The 20,825-nt window shown below is 67.2% G+C and carries 23 protein-coding genes; 12 read left to right on the plus strand and 11 right to left on the minus strand.

Translation table 11 applies throughout. From position 1 onward, the window contains the following. A complete protein-coding gene (locus tag LKO27_RS14510; protein ID WP_227738235.1) occupies positions 1-1,410 on the plus strand; it encodes an O-antigen ligase in 1,410 nt (469 codons plus the stop codon). On the opposite strand, the gene LKO27_RS14515 is transcribed toward LKO27_RS14510, so the two are convergent. Together LKO27_RS14515 and LKO27_RS14520 are read right to left on the minus strand one after the other, a co-directional pair. Next, entirely contained in the window at positions 1,328-2,017 is a 690-nt protein-coding gene (locus tag LKO27_RS14515) for a polysaccharide deacetylase family protein (protein WP_227738236.1), read from the minus strand. The two genes, LKO27_RS14510 and LKO27_RS14515, sit on opposite strands and share 83 nt — an antisense overlap. Next, complete coding sequence (locus LKO27_RS14520; RefSeq protein WP_227738237.1) at positions 2,014-3,351, minus strand: glycosyltransferase family 4 protein; 1,338 nt, start codon at positions 3,349-3,351, stop codon at positions 2,014-2,016. The genes LKO27_RS14515 and LKO27_RS14520 overlap by 4 nt, the downstream gene beginning before the upstream one ends. A gap of 225 nt (positions 3,352-3,576) precedes the next feature. Between LKO27_RS14520 and LKO27_RS14525 the strand changes: the two genes are divergently transcribed. The 4 genes from LKO27_RS14525 to typA all read left to right on the plus strand — a co-directional run bounded on the left by LKO27_RS14525 (position 3,577) and on the right by typA (position 8,067). Next, positions 3,577-4,968, plus strand: a complete 1,392-nt coding sequence (locus LKO27_RS14525) for a sugar transferase (RefSeq protein WP_227738238.1) — start codon at positions 3,577-3,579, stop codon at positions 4,966-4,968. Between the two features lie 275 nt (positions 4,969-5,243). Next, positions 5,244-5,699: a DUF3151 domain-containing protein gene (locus tag LKO27_RS14530; RefSeq protein WP_227738239.1), complete on the plus strand. Its 456-nt coding sequence runs from the start codon at positions 5,244-5,246 to the stop codon at positions 5,697-5,699. A gap of 29 nt (positions 5,700-5,728) precedes the next feature. Further along, positions 5,729-6,130 carry a VOC family protein gene (locus tag LKO27_RS14535; protein WP_227738240.1) on the plus strand — a complete coding sequence of 134 codons (402 nt, stop codon included), beginning with the start codon at positions 5,729-5,731 and terminating at the stop codon, positions 6,128-6,130. Between the two features lie 77 nt (positions 6,131-6,207). Further along, entirely contained in the window at positions 6,208-8,067 is a 1,860-nt protein-coding gene (gene typA, locus LKO27_RS14540; RefSeq protein WP_227738241.1) for a translational GTPase TypA, read from the plus strand. 20 nt (positions 8,068-8,087) lie between these two features. On the opposite strand, the gene LKO27_RS14545 is transcribed toward typA, so the two are convergent. From LKO27_RS14545 to LKO27_RS14555, 3 genes are read right to left on the minus strand one after another with little or no spacing between them, the layout of a single operon-like run. Next, positions 8,088-8,609 (minus strand): DinB family protein, encoded by a 522-nt coding sequence (locus tag LKO27_RS14545; protein WP_227738242.1) that lies wholly within the window; start codon positions 8,607-8,609, stop codon positions 8,088-8,090. Positions 8,610-8,627: 18 nt separating this feature from the next. Then, positions 8,628-9,191, minus strand: a complete 564-nt coding sequence (locus tag LKO27_RS14550; protein WP_227738243.1) for a metal-dependent phosphohydrolase — start codon at positions 9,189-9,191, stop codon at positions 8,628-8,630. Then, a complete protein-coding gene (locus LKO27_RS14555) occupies positions 9,188-9,586 on the minus strand; it encodes a hypothetical protein (protein WP_227738244.1) in 399 nt (132 codons plus the stop codon). The genes LKO27_RS14550 and LKO27_RS14555 overlap by 4 nt, the downstream gene beginning before the upstream one ends. Before the next feature lie 114 nt (positions 9,587-9,700). Here LKO27_RS14555 and LKO27_RS14560 point away from each other — a divergent pair, with 114 nt between their 5' ends. Further along, on the plus strand, positions 9,701-10,342 hold the full coding sequence (locus LKO27_RS14560; protein ID WP_227738245.1) for a SatD family protein: 642 nt from the start codon (positions 9,701-9,703) through the stop codon (positions 10,340-10,342). 12 nt (positions 10,343-10,354) lie between these two features. Here the strand turns inward: LKO27_RS14560 and ppk2 are convergent, their stop codons facing one another. Next, positions 10,355-11,278, minus strand: a complete 924-nt coding sequence (gene ppk2 / locus LKO27_RS14565; protein WP_227738246.1) for a polyphosphate kinase 2 — start codon at positions 11,276-11,278, stop codon at positions 10,355-10,357. A 90-nt stretch (positions 11,279-11,368) separates the two neighbouring features. On the opposite strand from ppk2, the gene tpx reads away from it, so the two are divergent. Further along, positions 11,369-11,866 (plus strand): thiol peroxidase, encoded by a 498-nt coding sequence (gene tpx, locus LKO27_RS14570; RefSeq protein WP_227738247.1) that lies wholly within the window; start codon positions 11,369-11,371, stop codon positions 11,864-11,866. A 13-nt stretch (positions 11,867-11,879) separates the two neighbouring features. Here the strand turns inward: tpx and LKO27_RS14575 are convergent, their stop codons facing one another. From LKO27_RS14575 to LKO27_RS15375, 4 genes are read right to left on the minus strand one after another with little or no spacing between them, the layout of a single operon-like run. Then, on the minus strand, positions 11,880-13,235 hold the full coding sequence (locus LKO27_RS14575; protein ID WP_227738248.1) for an acyltransferase: 1,356 nt from the start codon (positions 13,233-13,235) through the stop codon (positions 11,880-11,882). Between the two features lie 44 nt (positions 13,236-13,279). Next, positions 13,280-14,218 carry a folate-binding protein YgfZ gene (locus tag LKO27_RS14580; RefSeq protein ID WP_227738249.1) on the minus strand — a complete coding sequence of 313 codons (939 nt, stop codon included), beginning with the start codon at positions 14,216-14,218 and terminating at the stop codon, positions 13,280-13,282. Next, positions 14,219-14,722 carry an FABP family protein gene (locus LKO27_RS14585; RefSeq protein ID WP_227738250.1) on the minus strand — a complete coding sequence of 168 codons (504 nt, stop codon included), beginning with the start codon at positions 14,720-14,722 and terminating at the stop codon, positions 14,219-14,221. After that, entirely contained in the window at positions 14,712-14,837 is a 126-nt protein-coding gene (locus LKO27_RS15375; protein WP_255622817.1) for a hypothetical protein, read from the minus strand. The genes LKO27_RS14585 and LKO27_RS15375 overlap by 11 nt, the downstream gene beginning before the upstream one ends. 60 nt (positions 14,838-14,897) lie before the next feature. Between LKO27_RS15375 and dtd the strand changes: the two genes are divergently transcribed. Beyond that, positions 14,898-15,335, plus strand: coding sequence for a D-aminoacyl-tRNA deacylase (gene dtd / locus LKO27_RS14590; RefSeq protein WP_227738251.1), 438 nt, complete (start codon positions 14,898-14,900; stop codon positions 15,333-15,335). Positions 15,336-15,351: 16 nt separating this feature from the next. Here dtd and LKO27_RS14595 read toward each other — a convergent pair whose 3' ends face one another. After that, entirely contained in the window at positions 15,352-16,119 is a 768-nt protein-coding gene (locus tag LKO27_RS14595; protein WP_227738252.1) for a discoidin domain-containing protein, read from the minus strand. 111 nt (positions 16,120-16,230) lie between these two features. Between LKO27_RS14595 and LKO27_RS15430 the strand changes: the two genes are divergently transcribed. The 4 genes from LKO27_RS15430 to LKO27_RS14615 are packed head-to-tail and all read left to right on the plus strand — an operon-like array spanning position 16,231 to position 20,684. After that, on the plus strand, positions 16,231-16,902 hold the full coding sequence (locus LKO27_RS15430) for a response regulator transcription factor (protein WP_304650911.1): 672 nt from the start codon (positions 16,231-16,233) through the stop codon (positions 16,900-16,902). Further along, on the plus strand, positions 16,880-17,734 hold the full coding sequence (gene mshD, locus LKO27_RS14605; RefSeq protein ID WP_227738253.1) for a mycothiol synthase: 855 nt from the start codon (positions 16,880-16,882) through the stop codon (positions 17,732-17,734). Before LKO27_RS15430 ends, mshD begins: the two co-directional genes overlap by 23 nt. Next, complete coding sequence (locus LKO27_RS14610) at positions 17,731-19,815, plus strand: RNA degradosome polyphosphate kinase (protein ID WP_227738254.1); 2,085 nt, start codon at positions 17,731-17,733, stop codon at positions 19,813-19,815. Before mshD ends, LKO27_RS14610 begins: the two co-directional genes overlap by 4 nt. Further along, positions 19,812-20,684, plus strand: coding sequence for an NUDIX domain-containing protein (locus tag LKO27_RS14615; protein ID WP_227738255.1), 873 nt, complete (start codon positions 19,812-19,814; stop codon positions 20,682-20,684). The genes LKO27_RS14610 and LKO27_RS14615 overlap by 4 nt, the downstream gene beginning before the upstream one ends. The last annotated feature ends 141 nt before the right edge of the window (positions 20,685-20,825 follow it).

A 20,825-nucleotide genomic window follows, 5' to 3' on the forward strand; every position in this document is an offset into this window, starting at 1 on the left:
ATGTCCGAACAGGCGAGGCCTATCCTGCCCGCTTACGGGTTCGCAATCATCTACGTGATCGCCCTCTTGTGCATCCCGACTCGCCTTATAGTCGGTCCCCTAGGAGCGCCGGGAACCCCTGCCAACCTCTTTGCGATCGCAGGGCTGCTCTGGTGGTTGTGCGCGGCCCTGGCCGGGCTGGTACAGGTCCGCGGACTCACCCCGCTGCGCGTTGCCTTTGGCTGCTTCGTTGCGCTGGTGCTTGTCAGCTACGCTTGGGGCCACTTTCAGGGGTGGTCTCAACCCGCCGATATCCACCAGAGCTCGGACAGGCTCTGGCAGGAGGCCAATGTCCGTCAGGTTACGGAAACGATTACCAGTGCCTCCGACCGGGGCTTACTGGCGCTGGCCGGGTTCGCGGGCATACTTCTGATCACATCAGAGGGCGTCCGAAGCTGGCGCGAGTTGGACCGGGTGGTCGCGTGGTTGGTGAGAGCCGCGACCATTGTGGCCGCCATGGGCATCCTGCAGTACTTCACCGGGCTGAACGTTGCCAGCCTCATCAGGATCCCCGGCCTGCAAGGATTGACAGACTTTGGCAACGCGCTGTCCAGATCCGACCTGAACCGGATCGTGGCTACGTCAGCTCACCCAATTGAACTGGGGGTGATGATGGCCTCAGTCCTGCCGCTCGCGCTGCATCGCAGCCTCCACTCCGAGAAGATCAGCGGATGGTTGCCCACTGCACTGATCGGCGTCAGCGCCCTGATGTCGGTCTCTCGCTCAGCCATCGTCGTCACCGGAATTGCACTGCTGATTCTCATCGTCGGGTGGCCCTGGAGGTGGCGACTGTACGCGTTGCTGGCGGCTCCTGTGCTGGCCCTCGTCGGCAGAGCCGTTCTGCCTGGTTTGCTCGGAACAGTGCGATCGCTCTTCACGGGGCTGGAGGGCGACCCGAGCATTCAGGGCCGCACGGATGACTACCCGCTGGTCGTGCGCTCCGTTGGCGAGAGCCCTCTCTTCGGACAGGGGCTGTTCACTTGGGTCCCCATGGTGTTCCGGACCATCGACAACCAACTCCTGGTACTCCTCCTAGAGATCGGGGTCGTTGGCACTGTGTCGTTCGGCGTCCTGGTCTTGACCGCTGTCTTCCTCGCGTGGACACCGTGGCGCCGGGGTTGCTCGTACGAGGTAAAGCATCTCGGGACCGCAATCTCAGCTTCGGTAGCAGGCATCGTCACCAGCTTCGCTACCTTTGACGCCCTCGCCTTCCGTCAGGTGGCAGGTCTCACCTTCTTCTACATGGGCCTCGCCGGCAGCGTCTGGTGGCTGGCGCGCAAGGAGATCGTCAGCGCATCGACTTCACCAACGTCTTCAACCGCCGCCCCACACGATCCCCCAGCGAGACACGCTCTCTCACCATCCGGCTGATCTCCGCCGGCTGCCAGTCCCGCACGTAGGACGCGCGCGGTGTCAGCCAGCTCGAACTGGGCGCGCGCCCTCCGTCGGAGGTGAACACCTCGCGATAACCGCGCAGGTGGCGGAGCACGCGACGGTCGTAACTGCCGAACGGGATCGCGAACTGATCCACCTCTGCCCCCACCGTCTCTGCCAGCCGCTCCCTGGAGCCGACGGTCTCCCGCAGGAGAGCGGAGTCATCCGTACGCCGCAGGTCCACGTGATCCCAACCGTGGCTGCCGATCCCCATGCCTGCCACACCAAGCTCTCGAACCTCGTCGGGACCGACGTATCCCGACTTGCCCAGCCGGCCGGCGCAGACGTAGAAGCTCGCCTGCAGTCCCCTGTCCACCAACGCGGGCAGGGCATGCGTCACGTCACTGAGATTTCCGTCATCGAAGGTGATCTCGAGGCGCACGGCGCCGTCGGACGGCACCTCGGCAAGGGCGTCGGCGAAGCGGGGCCATTCGTCGATGGGGCACCAGTAGGGCACCTCATCATCGGGCACGCCCCGCGTTGGCTCACCGATGCCGTGGAAGTTGACGATCAGGCGCTCCCCCACCGCGCCGACCCCGGTCACCGTGCCCGTCGCTCAAGGATGAAGCGGTCGAACTCGGCTTCGTCGGACAGCGGTACGTAGGTACGTCCCCACTCGTCCGAATCACCCGGCTCAGGACTGCGGGAGACCTCGTCTGCCCTGGTGCGACCGAGCACGTCGTCGAACACGTCTCCGAAAACTTTGGCCTGGCCAGCCCAGTCGAACAGGGCTGTCACCCGTTCGCGCGCCAGCCTCCCCAACCGGGTCCGCAGTTCAGGGTCCTCGATCAGCAGCTCCACCTCGTCGGCCATGGCGACGACGTCGCCCGAGGGGACATAACGAACGGCCTCTCCGCCGGTCACGCGGGTCTCCGCCAGGTCGAAGGCGACGGCGGGCAACGCGTAGGCCATGTACTCCAGGCTCTTGTTCATTGTGGAGACATCGTTCAGGGGGGTCTTCAGGTCCGGGCAGATCCCGATGTGGGCCCGGCTCAGGTGCTCGGCGATCTCCCGCTTGTCCACCCGTCCGGTGAAGGTCACGACGTCGTCGAGCCCCAGCCGGGTGCACTGCCGCTTGAGGTCTTCCAGACAGTCACCGAACCCCATGAGCGTGGCCCGGATGTCGTCTCGTCCACGCCGTCGCAGTTCCGCCACCAGCTCCAGCACCTGGTCCACGCCGTCCTGGGGCCCCATGATGCCGATGTAGGTGAGCATCGTGACGCCCTCCGGCACCGGGTCGGCCGGGTAGATGGGCCGCATCCGTACTGTGTCCGGGCCGCTGCGCACGACGTCGACCTCGCTGGGCTCACGCCTGCCCCGCCTGATGGCGATACGGCGGTAGGAGTCATTTGTGGAGATCACCCGATCAGCCGTCCGGAAGGTCATCCGCTCCAGCCACCCCAGCCCCTTGAGCTGCAGCCGCTGCCCCAGCGACTTCGGCTGGCCGAACCGGCTGAGGAAGAGTTCGGGGTTGAGGTCGTGGTGGTCGAAGATGAAGCGAACGCCGCGAATCCGCCACAGCAGCGCCAGCAGCCAGTAGGTGTCCGGTGGGTTGCAGGCCTGGATGACGTGAAACCTGCCACCCTCGCGCCACGCGACGGCACTCAGCCACGCGGTGCGCAGCCAGCTGTAGCCGAATTCCAGGGCGTAGCCGGCCAGCCCCTTGGCCTCCGGGGCCGGGCGGTACTTGTAGATGCGGGCGCCGTCGATCACCTCGCGCGCCGCGTCACTTGGCCCCTTGGGGCAGATCAGGCTCACTCGGTAGCCCCGTGCGAGCAATTCGTGGAACTCCAGGAGCACCCGGCGATCCACCTGGATGGGCAGATTCTGGACGATGACGAGGACGTGAGGGTCGATTCCCCCGACGGATCGGCTCATGCGGCGAAGTCTAGGGGCCGAACTCATCGGAAGGGCTTGCGGAAAGAAATCCTGAGGGCAATACTGGGGTCTCCAACGAAACACACGGCGCCCGTCCAACGGAGGCCGGGCAATTCGGGGACATGATCAATCGGGGGATAAATCATGGCCGTCATTCGGACGCTTAATCATGCGCTGCCCATGTTGCAGCCAACCACCACCACTGCCACGCGGAAATTGCGTTGGGTGCTTGCTGCGCGCACCCAACGGTCGGTCCTGCTGGCGGTCGACCTGCTGATGATCACCGTCGGCTTCACTGCAGCAGTCGCCTGGGGCCTGGCCCGCGACCTGATCCACTACACACCCGAGCTCGTGCTCGTCACCGTCGGCCTCTCGGTCGGCTGGCTGATCGCGCTCGCACTGACGGGCACCTACTCTCTGCGGCACCTGCGCGCGGGCTCCGTGGAGTACAAGCGAGCCATCAACGCGACAGCGTGGGCCGCAGGCGTGTTCGGAGTGATGTGCTTCCTGCTGAACTACTCCTACCCGCGAACGATGTTCGTGGTCTGGATCGGCGTAGGCGTCCTCGGTCTGTGCGTTGCGCGCTACCTGCGTCGCCGGGTGATGCACCGCCTGCACGCCATGGAGTTGTTCCAGACACCTGTCATCGTGGCGGGCTCGGACCACCACGTCGACGAGGTCGCCATGGTCCTCAACCGCGAACGCTGGATGGGCTACAAGATGGTCGGCGCGGTCACGCGCCAGCGCCTCCAGGCAACCGCCACCGGGCTTCCTGTGCTCGGGCAGATCGAGGACCTGGTGGACGTCATCGCCTCGCGCAACGTTTCGGTCGTGATCTTCGCAGAGGGGTCCTTCGACAGCCCCAGCGACTTCCGCCGTCTCGCGTGGAAGCTGGAGGAGTCGCAGGTCCAGATGATCGTCGCGCCGACAATGGCCGACGTCAGCGCGGAACGGCTCGTTTTCCGCCCCGTCGCAGGTCTGCCACTGGTGGACGTGGCGCGTCCCACCGCCACCAGGTCACTGCGGTGGTTCAAGAGGGCTTCGGACGTCCTCGCGTCCTCGGTGCTCCTGCTGCTGTTCGCTCCGGTCCTCCTGGCCACGGCCATAGCGGTCAAGCTCGAGGACGGTGGCCCGGTCATCTTCCGGCAGCGGCGCGTCGGTTTGAAGGGCGAGGAGTTCAACTGCCTGAAGTTCCGCAGCATGTGCGTCGACGCAGAGGCCCGGCTGGCCGCACTGCGGGACAAGAACGAGGGCGCCGGGGTGCTGTTCAAGATGGCCGACGACCCGCGGATCACCAAGGTGGGCAAGTTCATCCGCAGGTTCTCGCTCGACGAGTTGCCGCAGCTGTGGAACGCGCTGCGCGGGGACATGAGCCTCGTCGGGCCCCGCCCTGCGCTGCCGCGTGAGGTGGAGCAGTACGACACCGACACCCGACGCCGCCTGCAGGTGAGGCCGGGCCTCACCGGCCTGTGGCAGGTCTCGGGGCGCTCGCGCCTCTCGTGGGAGGACACCGTCCGCCTGGACCTGTACTACGTGGACAACTGGTCTGTGGTCCAGGACTTGATGATCCTGGTCAAGACCGCGCGTGCGGTCATTGGATCTGCCGGCGCCTACTGAACCGGACCCCCGACCATGGCCGTACAATTGGGCCCGTCCCCGGAAAAGGCATTCCGGAGGGCGGGCCCAATTCGGCCGTTCCCCGCTCTTGCGCGCAAACCGATATCGGAGGCGGATAGCCACCCGCCCACGAAAGAGTGAAACCGCGAAAAAGGACTTGCGGGACTGCGTTTTCCCGTACTGATCCTTTTGCGAGAGTGGATGCGACAGAGGATTGGCGCTCACTGACCCGGCGCGCCTGTCCCCGTGTCCGGCAACGGGACTACGCTGGCCCCATGGAGACGCACCCCAACCTGATGGCATCCGACGTGGTGGTCCACCTGCCGGACGACCCGGCCCTGCTCGACATCGAGGAGTCCGGCCGCGATCACTTCCTGGAGGTCGTGGGGCGTCACCCCGCATCCTCCCTCTGTTGGGCGCTGCTGGCCGAGACCTGCCTGCGCTCCGATGACCTGGGGTCCACCGTCGCCGCCTACGCCTACGCACGGACGGGTTACCACCGCGGACTGGACCAGTTGCGTCGCAACGGCTGGAAGGGAGCCGGCCAGATTCCGTGGGAGCACGAACCGAACCGGGGGTTCCTGAGGGCGGTCCACGCGCTCGGGGTCGCCGCGGGTCGTCTGGGCGAGAACGACGAGGAAGCCCGCTGCGCCCAGTTCCTGCGCGACTCCTCCGAAACGGCCTACTCGATCCTGTCCGGGGCGGCCGGGTCCGTACCCGAGGGCCAGTAGCAGCGGAGGTCGGTCGGATGGAACAGCGAGTGAGCTTCATCACGCTGGCCGTGGCCGACGTCGACGTCAGCCGGGCCTTCTACGTCGAGGGGCTGGGCTGGCAACCGATCCTTGACGCCGGCGAGGTCATCATGCTCCCCGTGGCCGAACGCCTGATCCTGTCCTTGTGGTCGGTCGCCGGCTTCGCCGCCGAGCTGGGAGAAGCTCCCGCCCCGGGGCTGGCGCCCATCACCCTCAGCCACAACGTCGCCACGCGCGAAGAGGTGGACGCGGTCCTCAGGGAGGCAGCCGCGCTTGGGGCCCGCGTCAACAGTGCGCAGCAGCGGGAATGGGGAGGCTACTCCGGCTACTTCGCCGACCCGGACGGTTTCCGGTGGGAGATTGCGGTCAATCCGGGCGAGACCGGGGCCTTCGTTCTGCCTCCGCGGTGATCCGCGGCCTCTGACGCGTGCGGGAGCCGGGCCTGCGTGCCGTAAACTCCTCCCGTCGCCCATACTGAGGAGCCCCCATGCCCATCCGCAACGACCTGCGCAACGTCGCGATCGTCGCCCACGTCGACCACGGCAAGACCACCATGGTCGATGCCATGCTCTGGCAGTCGGGTGCCTTCCGGGAGGGGTCAGACGTCAACAACCGGGTCATGGACTCCATGGATCTCGAACGCGAGAAGGGGATCACCATCCTCGCGAAGAACACCGCCGTGCAGCACAAGCGTCCCGACGGCCACGAGGTCACCATCAACATCATCGACACCCCCGGGCACGCGGACTTCGGCGGTGAGGTCGAGCGAGGCCTGGAAATGGTCGACGGCGTGGTGCTGCTCGTCGACTCCTCCGAGGGTCCGCTCCCCCAGACGCGGTTCGTGCTCCGCAAGGCGCTGGCCAAGAAGCTGCCCCTCATCGTCGTGATCAACAAGGTCGACCGCCCCGACGCCCGGATCAGCCACGTCGTCGAAGCCACCTACGACCTGTTCATGGACCTGCTCGACGACGACGCCGGCGACGCCCTCGACTTCCCCATCGTCTTCGCCTCGGCGAAGGCGGGTCGCGCCTCGCTCACGCAGCCGGCCGACGGCGAGATGCCCGACTCGCCGGACCTGATGCCGCTGTTCGACACCATCATGGACCACGTCCCCGCACCCGCCTACGAGGAGGGCGCGACGCTGCAGGCGCACGTGACCAACCTCGACGCCTCGCCCTACCTCGGGCGACTGGCGCTGCTGCGCGTGGTGGCCGGTGAACTCAGGCGCGGTCAGCAGGTGGCCTGGTGCCGGGCCGACGGGACCATCCAGAACGTGAAGCTCACCGAGTTGCTCAGGACCGTCGCTCTGGACCGCGTCCCGGCGGACAGCGCCGGCCCGGGCGACATCGTCGCCATTGCGGGCATCCCTGAGATCACGATCGGCGAAACCCTGTCAGATCCCGAGAACCCCAAGCCGCTCCCCCTCATCCATGTGGACCAGCCGTCGATCTCGATGACGATCGGCATCAACACCTCGCCGCTGGCCGGCAAGTCCGGCAAGAACCTGACGGCCCGGCTCGTGAAGAACCGCCTGGAGCAGGAACTCGTCGGCAATGTGTCGATCCGCGTGAACACGACCGAGCGGCCCGACACCTGGGAGGTCCAGGGCCGAGGCGAACTCCAGCTGGCGATCCTGGTGGAGATGATGCGCCGCGAGAGCTTCGAACTCACCGTCGGCAAGCCGCAGGTGGTCACGCAGATCATCGACGGCAAGGTCCACGAGCCCATCGAGCGCCTCACGATCGACATCCCGGAAGACTTCGTCGGTGTGGTCACCCAGCTGATGGGGCTGCGGCGCGGCCGAATGGAGCAGATGGTCAACCACGGCACCGGCTGGGTGCGGCTCGAGTTCATCGTCCCGGCGCGCGGCCTGATCGGATTTCGCACCGAGTTCCTGACCGAGACCCGCGGCACAGGCATCATGAACCACGTCGCCGAGGGCTACGAGCCGTGGGCGGGTGACTTCCGCAGCCGCCCTACCGGCTCTCTGGTGGCCGACCGCACCGGCGTGGTCACTTCCTATGCCCTGTTCAACCTCCAGGAACGCGGAACGATGTTCGTCGGCCCGGGCGCAGAGGTCTACGAGGGCATGATCGTGGGCGAGAACCCCCGGGCCGAGGACATGGACGTCAATCCCACCAAGGAGAAGAAGCTCACCAACGTGCGCTCCTCCACCGGCGACGAACTGGAACGACTGATCCCTGCCAAGAACCTCTCCATGGAGCAGGCGCTGGAGTTCTGCGCGGGCGATGAGTGCCTCGAGGTCACCCCGGACATCGTCCGGATCCGGAAGGTGACACTCTCGGCCAACGAGCGCGCCAAGCAGAACCGGTCCAGGAAGGGCTGAGTGCGCTCGGCGTCGGCTCCTCAGTAGCCGACGCGCCACCCCTCTACGATTCCGCGCGCGTAGGCCGCCTGGGCCACATGGGCGACGGCGTCGTCGATGGTGCTGATGATCCGGACGCCGCGGGTCACGGGCGGGTCCCAGGAGGTGTCCACCACTTCCGACAACTGAGCCGGTGTGAGTCCGGCGATGTAGTCCACGGCAGCTTCGACGACGTCGCTCAGGTAGGCGAGCAGTTCTGCTGGGTCGGCGATCCGCAGGCGCTCGACTTCCGCAGCACCGTCACCGAATCCGATCTCGTCATCACCCCGCCCCACCCCGAGGCGAGTGGCCCAGCCCCCGTCCTGCCAGACCTGCCTCGATCCCTTCAGGTGGGCGAGCTGCGCGTCCTGCTGACGCGCCGCGTGCCAGATCAGCCAGGCGACGGAGTTGCCCCGGCCTCCGGGCATGGCGTGCAGTGTCTCCTGGCCGATCCCGTCGAGAACGGCCCTGGCGGATTCGACGGGACGGCGCGCGGCATCACTGAGGATCTGGATGTGGTCCATGCACCCATCCTTCCAGCCTCAGTTGAGGCAGGCGAGCTCCCGGATCATGTTTGAGCGCGCCTGGTCCTCCCACAGGTGCCTGCCCTGCCAGGTGCTGAAGAGCCAGTCGCGCTGCATGAACCGGACCAGGAACCTGCTGCGGCCGACGGCCCACTGATCAGTGGTGAGTTGCGGGAACTCGGCGCGCAGGCCTGCGATGTTGTCCACGTACTGGTCCCATTCCGATCCCATGCCGCTGAGGTCCGCGTCGCAGAGCCGTGCGCCCGGCAGATCCTCTGGGTCCGGCTGGTGGTGGGTGGTCAGCATGATCAGGCGTTGCACCTCGAGCACATCCGGAGCGGGCAGGTGGGTGGCCAGCAGTTCCCCCGCGAGCCGGGCCGAGGCCTCCTCGTCGGCCGGGGTGGTGTTGGTGTGTACGGCATCGTGGAACCAGAAGGCGATGCGCTCGAGTGGCTGCCCACCCAGGATGTCGAGCGCCTGCAGGCCCGCAACCAGATGGGTTGTGGAGTGGTAGGCGCGATGCGGCTCGGACCAGCGCTCGAGGAGGCCGTCGATGAGCTGCGGTGGTAGCTGCGCGGTCACCACAGGCGGACCAATCCGTACGCAAGACCCGCGAATGCGGCAGCCCAGAGCATGCTCGCGAAGGTGCCGATGATGAAGAGCTCGCCCTTGCTGCCAGTGGGGGTGCGAAGCTCTGGATACCGGCCGATGCTCTTGACGCCCAGCACGACGGCGATGCCGGCGGGAAACCCCGACAGGACCGAGGCGAACAGGGCGGCTCGTTCCAGCAGCCCGATCCAGTAGCCGCCGGGCAGTTCCTTCTGGGCGCCCACGATGCCCGGAACCGACTCCGAGTCCGGCGGAGCCTGGACTCTGGCGATGCGTCGCAGCAGGGTTCTGACGGGAGCGGTCCCCAGCGGGACGGCGATGACGAAGCAGGTCAGGACGATCAGTCCTTTGAGCACGAAGTCCAACACGTCACTCCCGGTGGGTTCTGTCCTGAGTCGCTATTGTCACACGGCACCCTGACACTCCTTTCCGCAGCCCTCCCAAAGGCCTTCATCTGGCGGTAGTTAAGGTAAGCTCTTCACATGAGCAAGATGAAGGTAATGCCTGAATGCGTTGGTCTGCTCGCCGATCTGGTCGGGTCTCGGCTCACGGACCGCGTCCGCACCCACGCTGCGGTCCTGCGGGCCATCGAAGCAGTGAACGGACGTGTCGCAGCACTCGATCCACTGCGTGTCACGGTGGGTGACGAGTTGCAGGGCGTCTACCAGTCGCTGGGGGCTGCGTTCACCGCCAGTTGGCTCCTGCGCACCGAACTCCTCGGTCAGGCTGACCTGCGCTTCGGTCTGGGCGGAGGGGAGGTCCGCGTCGTCGACGAGGTCCGCGGCATCCAGGACGGGAGCGCGTGGTGGCTGGCGCGGGAGGCCATCGACTGGGTCGCCAAGCAGGCAGGCGACCCGGGCTACCGCCTCGTGCGCACGGCTGTCCGCGACGAGCGAGCCGTCGCCACGCCGTCGGCAGATGCCTGCCTGCGACTGGTGGAGACGAGCACCGCGCGCCTGCGCGAGGGCACGCGCCGGAGTCTGGACGGGTTGCTGGCAGGGCTGGACAATGCCGAAGTGGCCAGGCGGGAGGAGATCAGCCCCTCCGCGAACTCCCAGCGCGTCAACCACAACGACCTTCGGGTGCTCGCCGACGCCATCACCGCCCTCGGCAATCTGCCCTGACCCGAAGGACCCTCAGTCCTCCGAGGCCTCGTCACTGAGATCGGCATCCAGCCCACGGTTCCTGCGGCCCCGCTGGACTATCAGTTGGTCCACCGGCCGGATCACAGAGGAGTCCTTGTCGTCGTAGTCATGCAGGTCCAGGAACAGCCGCATGGCGTTGAGCCGGGCGCGCTTCTTGTCGTTGGACTTGATCCGGTACCACGGGGCGATCTCGGTGTCGGTGTGCTTCAGCATCGCCGTCTTGGCCTCGGTGTAGGCCTCCCACCGATCCAGCGACTCCAGGTCCATCGGCGAGAGCTTCCACCGTCGGACCGGGTCGATCTGGCGGATCGCGAACCGCGTCCGCTGCTCCCGCTGGGTGACTGAGAACCACAACTTCGTGACCGTGATGCCGGACTCGATCAGCATCTCCTCGAACAGCGGCGCCTGCCGGATGAAGCTCTGGTACTCGTCGTCGGTGCAGAACCCCATCACCGGCTCGACGACCGCCCGGTTGTACCAGGAGCGGTCGAACAGGACCATCTCCCCGTTGGTGGGCAGGTGCTGGATGTAGCGCTGGAAGTACCACTGCCCCCGCTCACGCTCATTGGGCTTGTCGAGCGCGACCACCCGGGCCCACCTGGGGTTGAGGTGTTCGGTGAAGCGCTTGATGGCGCCTCCCTTTCCCGCTGCGTCGCGACCCTCGAACAGGATGATGTGCTTGGTGCCGCGGTCCTGTGCCGAGTACTGGAATTTCAGCAACTCGATGTGCAGCGCACGCTTCTCCTCCTCGTACTCCTCTCGGCCCAGGAGGTGGTCGTAGGGGTACTTGTCCCGCCAGGTCTCTACGGCGTTGCCCATCGGGTCGATGAGGACCTGGTCCTCCCCGTGCACGTCGCCGACGGTGAAACCCTCCTCGCGGAGGGTGTCGATGAACTCCCGCAGGTTCTGGTTCATGTCACCAACTCTGGCACTGCCGGGCAAACCGGCTGCCCGATCAGCGGACCGGCAGCCCACCTGTTTGGCACCATCGGCAAAGATCAGGACATGACAGAAATCACACTCAAGGGCAATCCGGTGACCACCCACAGCTCGCTGCCCGAGGTCGGGTCCATGGCCCCGGACTTCGAACTCGTCGGCATCGATCTCGGTCCGGTCCGGAAGTCCGACTTCGCCGGACAGAAGCTCGTCCTCAACATCTTTCCCAGTCTGGACACCGGCGTCTGCGCCACCAGCGTGCGCACCTTCAACGAACGCGCTGCCGGCCTGGAGGGCACCACGGTCCTGTGTGTCTCACGTGACTTGCCCTTCGCCCAGAAGCGCTTCTGCGGCGCCGAGGGCATCGAGGACGTCGTCCTTGCCTCGGACTTCCGCAACACCCTCGGCGAGGACTACGGGGTCACCATGGTCAGCGGACCGATGGAAGGGCTCCTGTCGCGGGCCGTCGTCGTGATCGACGAGGACGGTCGCGTGGCGTACACCGAGCAACTGCCGGAGATCGGCACCGAGCCCGACTACGACGCCGCCCTCGCAGCGCTCGCCTGAAACCGGGCACCAGTCAGGGGCCGGGCTCACCCTTCGGTGGCAGTCCGGCCCTTGCCGTCCCCTGCTTGAGCGAGTCCGTGCGGTCCTTCCTGACCCCATGTGGTCGCGAGGCCTCGGCCATCGTGAGAGAGCCCACCCACATCGCGATCACGCCGATGGCTGAATTGAATGCCTCCGGGTGCAGAACGGTTCCGAACTGCCACACCAGCATGGAACCGGCAATGAGAAGCAGGAACGCGAGGATGGCCACGTCCCGGTCCTGGCGGACGCCGAGTTGCGGGATGAGCTTGTACTCGAGGGCACCGATCAGCGGGCAGATGACCAGCACGAGCACGATTCCCACCAGCACCACCATGGGCTGCGACACCAGGATCCCCGAGAGCGCGGGCACCATCCTGGCCACGACCAGCAGCAGTCCCCCACCGATCAGCAGGCACGGCACGTGCCACAGGTAGACCGTCATCATCAGCGCGTTCAGCCTTGCGATGAACCGCTCCACGCGCGGGGGCAGCGTTCTCAACCACCCCGCCCGTTCCACCAGCCCCAGGACCGCGGCCTGCGCGAACCCCAGCAGAGCCATGGCGAGCGTGGGAGGGATGTGGTTGGCCACCGGCATGTTCCCGAACCCCACGGCGGATTCGGGGTAGCCGAACCGGGTGACCAGGACGACGATGCCGAGAGCCGCCAGGATGATCGTCAACCAGGCTCGCCATGCCCTTCCGTGCCTGAACCAGCCCCGCTGGTAGGCGATTCCCAGCTGGTGGCACAACGGCCAGACCAGGAACATGTTCAGCTGGCCGATGCCAGTGTCCCTATCGACGATGATGCTGCGGTCCACGACGAGGATCGCCGCCATCATCACCACCAGGACCCAACCTCCGAACCTGTCGTGCAACTGCACCAGCAGCGGGGCGAACAGCACCAGCACCAGGTAGACGGAGATGAACCACAGCAGCTTCATCAGCGCCGAAGTCAGCTCCACCGCCACCTCGACGCTCCACAGCCAGGCCGCGACACTGCCGAGGATCGCGAAGAAGGTCACGAAGATGCCGAGTCCCCCGGTGAGACGCCGGCCGCGGTTGGCCAGGAAGTGTCCGTAACCAGTACCGCGGGCCCTCATCTTGTCCACGATCAGGGCGTGGGAGAACCCGCCGCACACGAAGAACACGGGCATGGCCATCAGGAACCAGGACAACCAGAAGATCCAGCGCGGCGGGTGCCACTGGTCCACGACGAGGCCGTCGGGCGTGATGGCTCCCTGGTAGACGAACCCGTGGAAGACCACGACGATCAGCACCGAGGTGGCGCGGGCGACGTCGATGGTGTGATTGCGCCGCTTCTCCACGGCAACCACCTGTCGGTCCTCCACGAGACCCGACCTTACTGGCAAGCGGGAGAAATGACCGGGCAGCGCTACCGGAGGACCGGCCGCACGTGCAGCCCCACCTCGGGGTCCACGAGGATCTCCTGCGCCGCCGGGATGCCGTCGGCCAGCAGGGTGGCCTCGACGGGCACGTTGCGCTTGACCAGCCCAAGGGCCACGGGGCCGAGTTCGTGGTGGCGGGCGCTGGAGCCGACGAATCCGACGGCGCGCCCGTCCAGTTCCAGTTGCGCCCCGGGCGCAGGCAGTTCCAGCAGGGAACCGTCCAGGTGCAACTGCACAAGCCGACGCGGCGGCCGGCCGAGCGTGTGGACGCGGGCCACGGTCTCCTGACCCCGGTAGCACCCCTTGTCCAGGTGCGTTCCCAGCAGCCCGATTTCATTGGGGATGGTCTTGTGGTCGGTGTCCACGAAGATCCTCGGCACCCCGGCGGCGATCCGCGCGGCCTCGAAGGCCCATGTGCCGACGGGCGTCCCGGCCTCCGGGAGCGCGGTGCCGGCGGGGAGGAACACCTCCGACCCGCCCAGCTCACTGTCGCGGACCACGACGCCTTCCCCGACTGCCACCTGGTGACCGAACCAGGCCAGCTGCAGATCCTTGCGCAGGGAGACCTCGACCCGGAGCATGAACCGCATCCTGTCGAGGAACGCCACCAGGTCCGCACCCCTGCCGGGCTCGGTCCAGCCGAGCAGGCGCTCCCCGTCGTCGACGGCGTAGAGGACGTGCTCGATGTGTCCGGTGGGTGACAGGAGCAGCATGCTGGTTGCCGCGCCGGCACGCAGCGACGTGAGGTGCTGGGTTGTCAGGTTGTGGAGCCAGTCCAGCCGGTCCGGGCCCGACACCTCGATGATGTCCCGATTCCCCAGCGCAGCCACGCCGTGACCATCCGCCATCGCACGTGCCTCCGCGACGGGGTTGCCGTAGTGCCATACGAGGCCGGCGTCGACGCCCTCCTCCACCTGGACGGCCATCTACTGCCTCGCCAGCCGGGCCCACATGTGCGGGCGGAGCTCATGCTCGGTGGTGGCGCGGTCGATCGCGTACATGAGGTCGCCCTCGACCTTGCCGTAGAGCCGCTGCTCGGCGGAATGGGTCACCTCGGCTCCCGAGGTGCGGACGACGGCGTCTGTCTGGAGGTCGATGCGGGTCACCTGGATCTTCCCGACGAAGATCTGGGTCCACCCGTTCGCGTTGGCCATCACCACCTCGACACTCGCGTCCGGGGCAGGCCGCCAGAAGCTGGTCTCCATGTCCAACGGTGCGCTGGGCTTGCCGTCCTCGCCCAGCAGGAAGGTCTGCGAGGCGCACAGCAGGTAGTCGCCGCCGTTGTGGCTGAAGTCGATGCGCTGTTCGAAGGTGAAGGCATCGCCGTTGTGGTCGGTGCCGTTGCCGGTGCCCTCCCAGCGGCCCACCAACCAACCGAGCGCCGTCAGCTTGGGGTTCAGGCCCTCGGGGACCTCGATGTCAATCTGCATCTTCTCGCCTCCATGTAGAAACCGCCGAGGCAACCGCGAAGCCCACCCCGACCAGCGCGGCCAGCGCCAGTGCGCAGCTGAAGGCGATCAGGATCCAGACGCTCACGATTCCCACGCTGCCCGAGTCTACTGCTCTCGGTGAGGACCCTCGGCGACGCTGGTGTAGACAGGAGACATGCGCGCAGTGATCACCCGGGTGTCCCAGGCTTCGGTGACCGTGGACGGCGAGGTCGTCGCCGAACTGCCCCGTCCCGGCCTGCTGGTACTGGCCGGCGTGGGGCGCGACGAGGACCCCGGGCATCCGGCCAAGCTCGCCGGCAAGATCCACAAGCTGCGCATCCTCGACGGTGCCCGCTCGGCCGCGCAGACCGGCGCCCCCATCCTCGTGGTGAGCCAGTTCACGCTGTTCGCGTCCACCCGCAAAGGCGGGGTCCCCTCGTGGAGCAGGGCAGCGTCGGCGGCGGAAGCGGAGCCCCTGGTGGAACTCCTGTGCGAAGAACTGGAGGCGCTGGGCGCCGAGGTCCACCGCGGCCGGTTCGGTGCGCACATGGACGTTGCCTCGGTCAACGACGGTCCGATCACCATCTGGATCGACACGGCCAACCCGGACTGAGCCTGCAGCGGCGACCCTAGGCAGTCGTGAGGAAGTCCAGGGCGCTGATGGACACGGCGTCGCTGGCCGGGTCCGTGGCACCTGTGACCGTGACGTCGAGGATGGTCATCTTCACCCAGTCCGCCTTGACCGGGGGGAACCTGACCTCCTGCGGCAGGCGGTCGTTGGCCGCCAGGCCCTGGAGCGTCCAGGACCCGTCGGAGAACGTCCACTTGACGGAAAGGACCCTGCGCTCGGCGAGGTAGGCGTCGGTTCGCACGGTGTTGCCGTTGACTAGCCGCACACCCACGACGGGCTGTGACGGGTCGAGGGTGAAGGTGAGCTCCTCGTCGACCCCGGAGCCCTCGCAACGCCAGATGGTGTTGGGATTTCCGTCCAGGAGGTGGTCCGGACCCTCGTTCGTGGGGCCCTGACGGCAGGCCCCGCGCGCGTCCAGGACCGCCAGGTTCCGAACGGGGCCATCGTAGGGGACCAGTGTCGGGCCGGTGGACGTCGATGACGTGGGGGAAGAGCTCTGCGAGACGCTCGGTGACCCACTTCCGGTCGCCTGCGGCGAGCCGTCACCCCCCAACATGAGCAGCCGGCCGATCCCGAACCCGAGCAGCAGCGCTCCGAGCACACCGGCGACCACCAGACGGGGTGCCACCCCGCGGCCGAACGGCCGGCGCGGCGTCACCGCCTCGGACGACTGCTCCGTGCCGCCGTCGCTCTTCTCCTGCCCGACGTCGACGGATTCCTGGGACGCCTGTTCCCGGAAGAACTCGTCTGGCAGGCGGTTGGGCATGGGGTACATGCTACGCGGCTGTCCGTCCGGCCCGCCGGTCAGCAGCGGTGGCGAAGCCGCCGGGGTGAATCCATTAGGATTGTCACGGTCTGAACCGGTTGGGAGGCGAACATGGGCAACGTGCTGTTCGTGTCCCAGCGTCCCGACGCCGCCGGACTCCTCGCCCTGCTGAGCCACTCCACCACCGTTGCCGCCAACTCCGAGGATGCCCTCAAGCGCATCGACAACGCCGATGTCGTGCTTGCCGACGGCCGCGAGGACCTCGCCTGGGCACGAGCTGTGACGGCCACGCTCCGCTCGGCCCGCGAGGACGCACCCATCCTCCTGCTGGTTCCGGTGAACGGGATCTCGCTGATCGGCAGGGACTGGGGCTTCACCGATTTCGTCGTCGACGGTGCCGAGCCCTCCGAACTGGACGCGCGCATCCGCCTGCTGGTGCGTTCAGCGGACGCCTCCCGGGTGCTGGTGGCCGGGCCCATCCGGATCGACGAGGCGGCTTACCATGCCACCCTTTCCGGCGAGCCTCTCGACCTCACCTACACGGAGTTCGAACTCCTGCGCTACCTGATGCAGCACCCGGGCCGGGTCCTCACCCGCGAGGTGCTCCTGAGCCAGGTGTGGGGCTACGACTACTTCGGGGGCACCCGGACCGTGGACGTGCACGTGCGCCGGTTGCGGGCGAAGCTGGGCCAGTACGACTCCTACATCGGTACAGTGCGAAACGTCGGCTACCGCTTCACCAGCGTCCGGGAGGGCCGTGATGTTCAAGACAGACCAACCTGACCGCAGCACTCGCGACGCCATCCTCGCGCTCGCCGCGGAACTGGAGACCGCCGACGGCACCGGCCCGCTGAACGAGTCGGCCACCCTCGTGGTCCGGGGCGAGCGGCCCGGCACCTTCTACATCTCCCTCGCCGACGACGTGCTCGCCGGGTTCGCCGTCGCCGACCCCCGCGAGGCCACCATCGTGGCGGGCGTCCGCCCTTCTCACCGACGACGCGGCCTCGGCTCAGGACTGCTGAGCGCGGCTCTTGACGATTTCGGTGACTACTCGGTGTGGGCCTTCGGGACCCAGCCGGGCGCCGTCGGGCTGGCCGAGCACCTCGGGCTCGTGGCCGCGCGCGGGTTGCTCAAGCTGGGGCGCGCCCTGGGGGAAGAGCGCGTGGGTCCCATCCCGGAGGGGTACCGGATCACCACCTACCACGACTCCGACGCCGAACAGGTGGTGGCAGTCAACGCAGCGGCGTTCGCCCACCATCCCGAACAGGGCAAGCTGACCGTCGAGGAGTTCCACGGACTCACCCTGCAACCATGGTTCTCTCCCGAGGGCCTGTTCGTGGGAAGGCAGGGCGACGAGGTGGCCGGGTTCCACTGGACGAAGCGCCACGATGCCGACAACGGAGAGGTCTACGTGCTGGCCGTGCACCCTGATCACGGCGGCGTCGGCCTGGGCAGGGTCCTGCTGGAGACGGGACTCGCACACCTGGAGGACATCGGCTGCAAGGCCGTGCACCTCTACGTGGAGGCCGAGGCCCAGCGGGTGGTGCGGATGTACCGTTCGGCTAACTTTGAACAGATCAACCTTGACACCAGTTACAGACGCGAGGACGCATGAGCACGCAGCCTGCCCCCTACCTGCCCGAGGACCGGTTCGCCGATCGCGAGATGGATTGGCTCGAGTTCAACAACCGGGTGCTGGACCTGGCCAAGGACGGGCCTCGCGTCCCCTTGATCGAGCGCGCGAAGTTCGCCGCCATCTTCTCCAGCAACCTCGATGAGTTCTTCATGGTGCGCGTGGCAGGCCTGAAGCGGCGCATCCAGGCGGGTGTGGCCGTGCGGACCGTGACGGGCCAGATGCCCGGCGAACTGCACTCCGCCATCCTGCGCAGGACCGCGGAGCTGGTGGCCGAGCAGTCGCGCGTGTTCCAGGACGAGCTGCGGCCCGAACTGAAGGCCCAGGGGATCGAGATCCTGACGTGGGCGGAACTGACCGCTGCGGAGAAGGACAGGATGCGCACGCTGTTCGCCGAGCGCATCTTCCCCGTGCTCACGCCGCTGGCTGTCGACCCTTCCCACCCCTTCCCCTACATCTCCGGGCTGAGCATCAACCTGGCCGTGCTGCTGAAACACCCCACCACCGGCGCCGAACAGTTCGCGCGCGTCAAGGTGCCTGCCATCCTCGATCGGTTCATCAAGCTCGCCGAGGGCCGGTTCGTACCGCTGGAGGAGGTCATCGGCCGCCACCTCGGGCAGCTGTTCACCGGCAGGGTGGTGCTGAGCTACACGACCTTCCGCGTCACCCGCAACGAGGACATCGAGGTTGAGGAGGACGACGCGGAGAACCTCCTGTTCGCCCTCGAGAAGGAGCTCCTGCGCCGCAAGGTGGGTCGCCCGCCGGTCCGGCTTGAGGTGGAGGAGGACATCGACGAGAAGATCCTGCAACTCCTCATGGCGGAGATGGAGATCCACCCGGACGAGGTCTTCCACCTGCCGCGGCCGCTTGACCTCACCGGGCTGTTCGCGCTGGCGGACACCTCCCGCGAGGACCTGCTCTACCCCAACTTCCTGCCCATCACGCATCCGGACCTCGCCGAGGTGGAGAGCGCCAGCCCGGCGGACATGTTCAAGGCCCTCAAGAGGCGCGACGTCCTGGTGCAGCACCCCTACGACTCGTTCGCCACCTCCGTGCAGAGGTTCGTCGAACAGGCGGCGGCGGACCCCCATGTCCTGGCCATCAAGCAGACCCTCTACCGGACATCGGGCGACTCACCCATTGTCGACGCCCTGATCGAGGCCGCGGCGGCGGGCAAGCAGGTCCTGGCCGTGGTGGAGATCAAGGCGCGTTTCGACGAGCAGGCCAACATCGGCTGGGCCCGCAAGCTGGAGCAGGCGGGCGTCCACGTCGTCTACGGCATGGTCGGGCTCAAGACCCACTGCAAGCTGTGCCTGGTGGTCCGGACCGAGAGCGACGGGCTGCGGCGTTACGCCCACATCGGCACTGGCAACTACAACCCCAAGACGGCCCGCACCTACGAGGACATGGGGTTGCTCACCAGCAATCCCATCATCACCGACGACGTCGCCCGGCTGTTCAACCACCTCTCGGGCATGACCGCCGAGACCAACTACCGGCGCCTGCTGGTGGCCCCGCACGGCATCCGGTCGGGTCTGCTGGCCTACATCGACCGGGAGATCGCCAACCACCGAGCCGGCAAGCCCGCGGGGATCCGCATCAAGGTCAACTCCGCAGTTGACGAGGCCCTGATCGACGCCTTCTACCGGGCCTCCCAGGCGGGGGTGCCGGTGGATCTGTGGGTGCGCGGCATCTGCACCATCCGTCCGGGCGTCCCGGGCCTGAGCGAGAACATCAGGGTGCGCTCCATCCTTGGACGCTTCCTGGAGCACTCCCGCGTGTTCTGGTTCGCGGGCGCCGGCAGGCCAACGGTCGGCATCGGTTCGGCCGACCTGATGCACCGCAACCTGGACCGCCGGGTGGAGGCCGTCGTGGGGCTGACCAACCCTTCGCACGTCCGGCGGATCGAAGAGCTGTTCGACCTGGCCTTCGCGCCCGACACCGTTCACTGGGAGCTCGTGGACACCACCTGGACGGCCCACACCCACGACTCCGACGGCAACCCCTTGGTGGACCTGCAGTCGACCCTGATCCGGCAGGCTGCGTCCCGGCGGGCGCGATGACCAAGCAGCCGAAGGTCATCGCGGCCGGCGGCGTGGTGCTGCGGCGCCAGGGCGACGAGCAGCAGGTCCTGCTGGTCTACCGCCGCAGGTACGACGACTGGTCCCTGCCGAAGGGCAAGGGGCAGGTGGACGAGTACCTCCCCGAGACGGCGGTCCGCGAGATCCTGGAGGAGACAGGCGTCCAGGCGAAACTGGACCTCCGGCTGCCCACCGTCCGCTACGACGTCGCGAAGGGTCCCAAGGCAACCCATTACTGGCGGGCGAGCGTGCTCAGCGAGGCTGTCCGCGCCCCCGACGACGAGGTTGAGCAGGCGCAATGGTTCCCCGTGGATGAGGCCATGGAGAAGGTCACCTACGAAGACGAGCGCCCGGTCATCCGGGAGGCCGTGGAGCAGCCGCACACCAACGTCCTGCTGCTGGTTCGCCACGGCAAGGCGATGCTCCGCAAGGACTGGACGGGCCCCGACCAGAAGCGCCGGCTGACCGGCCGCGGGAGGCGGCAGGCAGAGGACCTCGTCGGACTGCTGACGACCTTCGGCGTCGGACGCCTGACCAGTTCGTCGGCCCGCCGCTGCATGGACACGCTCAAGCCGTACGCCGACGAGTACGGGCTGGAGGTGGAGGGGATAGACCTGTTCACCGAGGAGGAGGGGACGAAGCACCCCAAGAGGGTCGCCCAGCGAATGGCTGAACTCGCCTCGTCGCTCACCTGCCCCACTGCCTTGTGCGGCCACCGTCCGGTGCTGCCCGCCATGTACAGGGGCCTCGGTCTGGAGCCGCGCCCGATGGTGGTGGGCGAGGCGCTGGCGGTGCATCTCCTGCCCGACGGCACCGTCCTGCGTTCCGAAGTGCTCAAACCGACTGCCTGACCGGCACGGGGCGGGCTGCGGGCGAGCAAGGTAACGAACTGACAACAACTACCCCCTCGTCGCACCCGGGACACAGAACTCGCTGAAAGTTCACCTTCCGTTAACCAAGAGTGCGCTGATGCTTCACCTTCCCGGAATAGC

Origin of the sequence: Tessaracoccus sp. OS52, assembly GCF_020687685.1 — a bacterium.
Taxonomy (GTDB): Bacteria; Actinomycetota; Actinomycetes; order Propionibacteriales; family Propionibacteriaceae; genus Arachnia.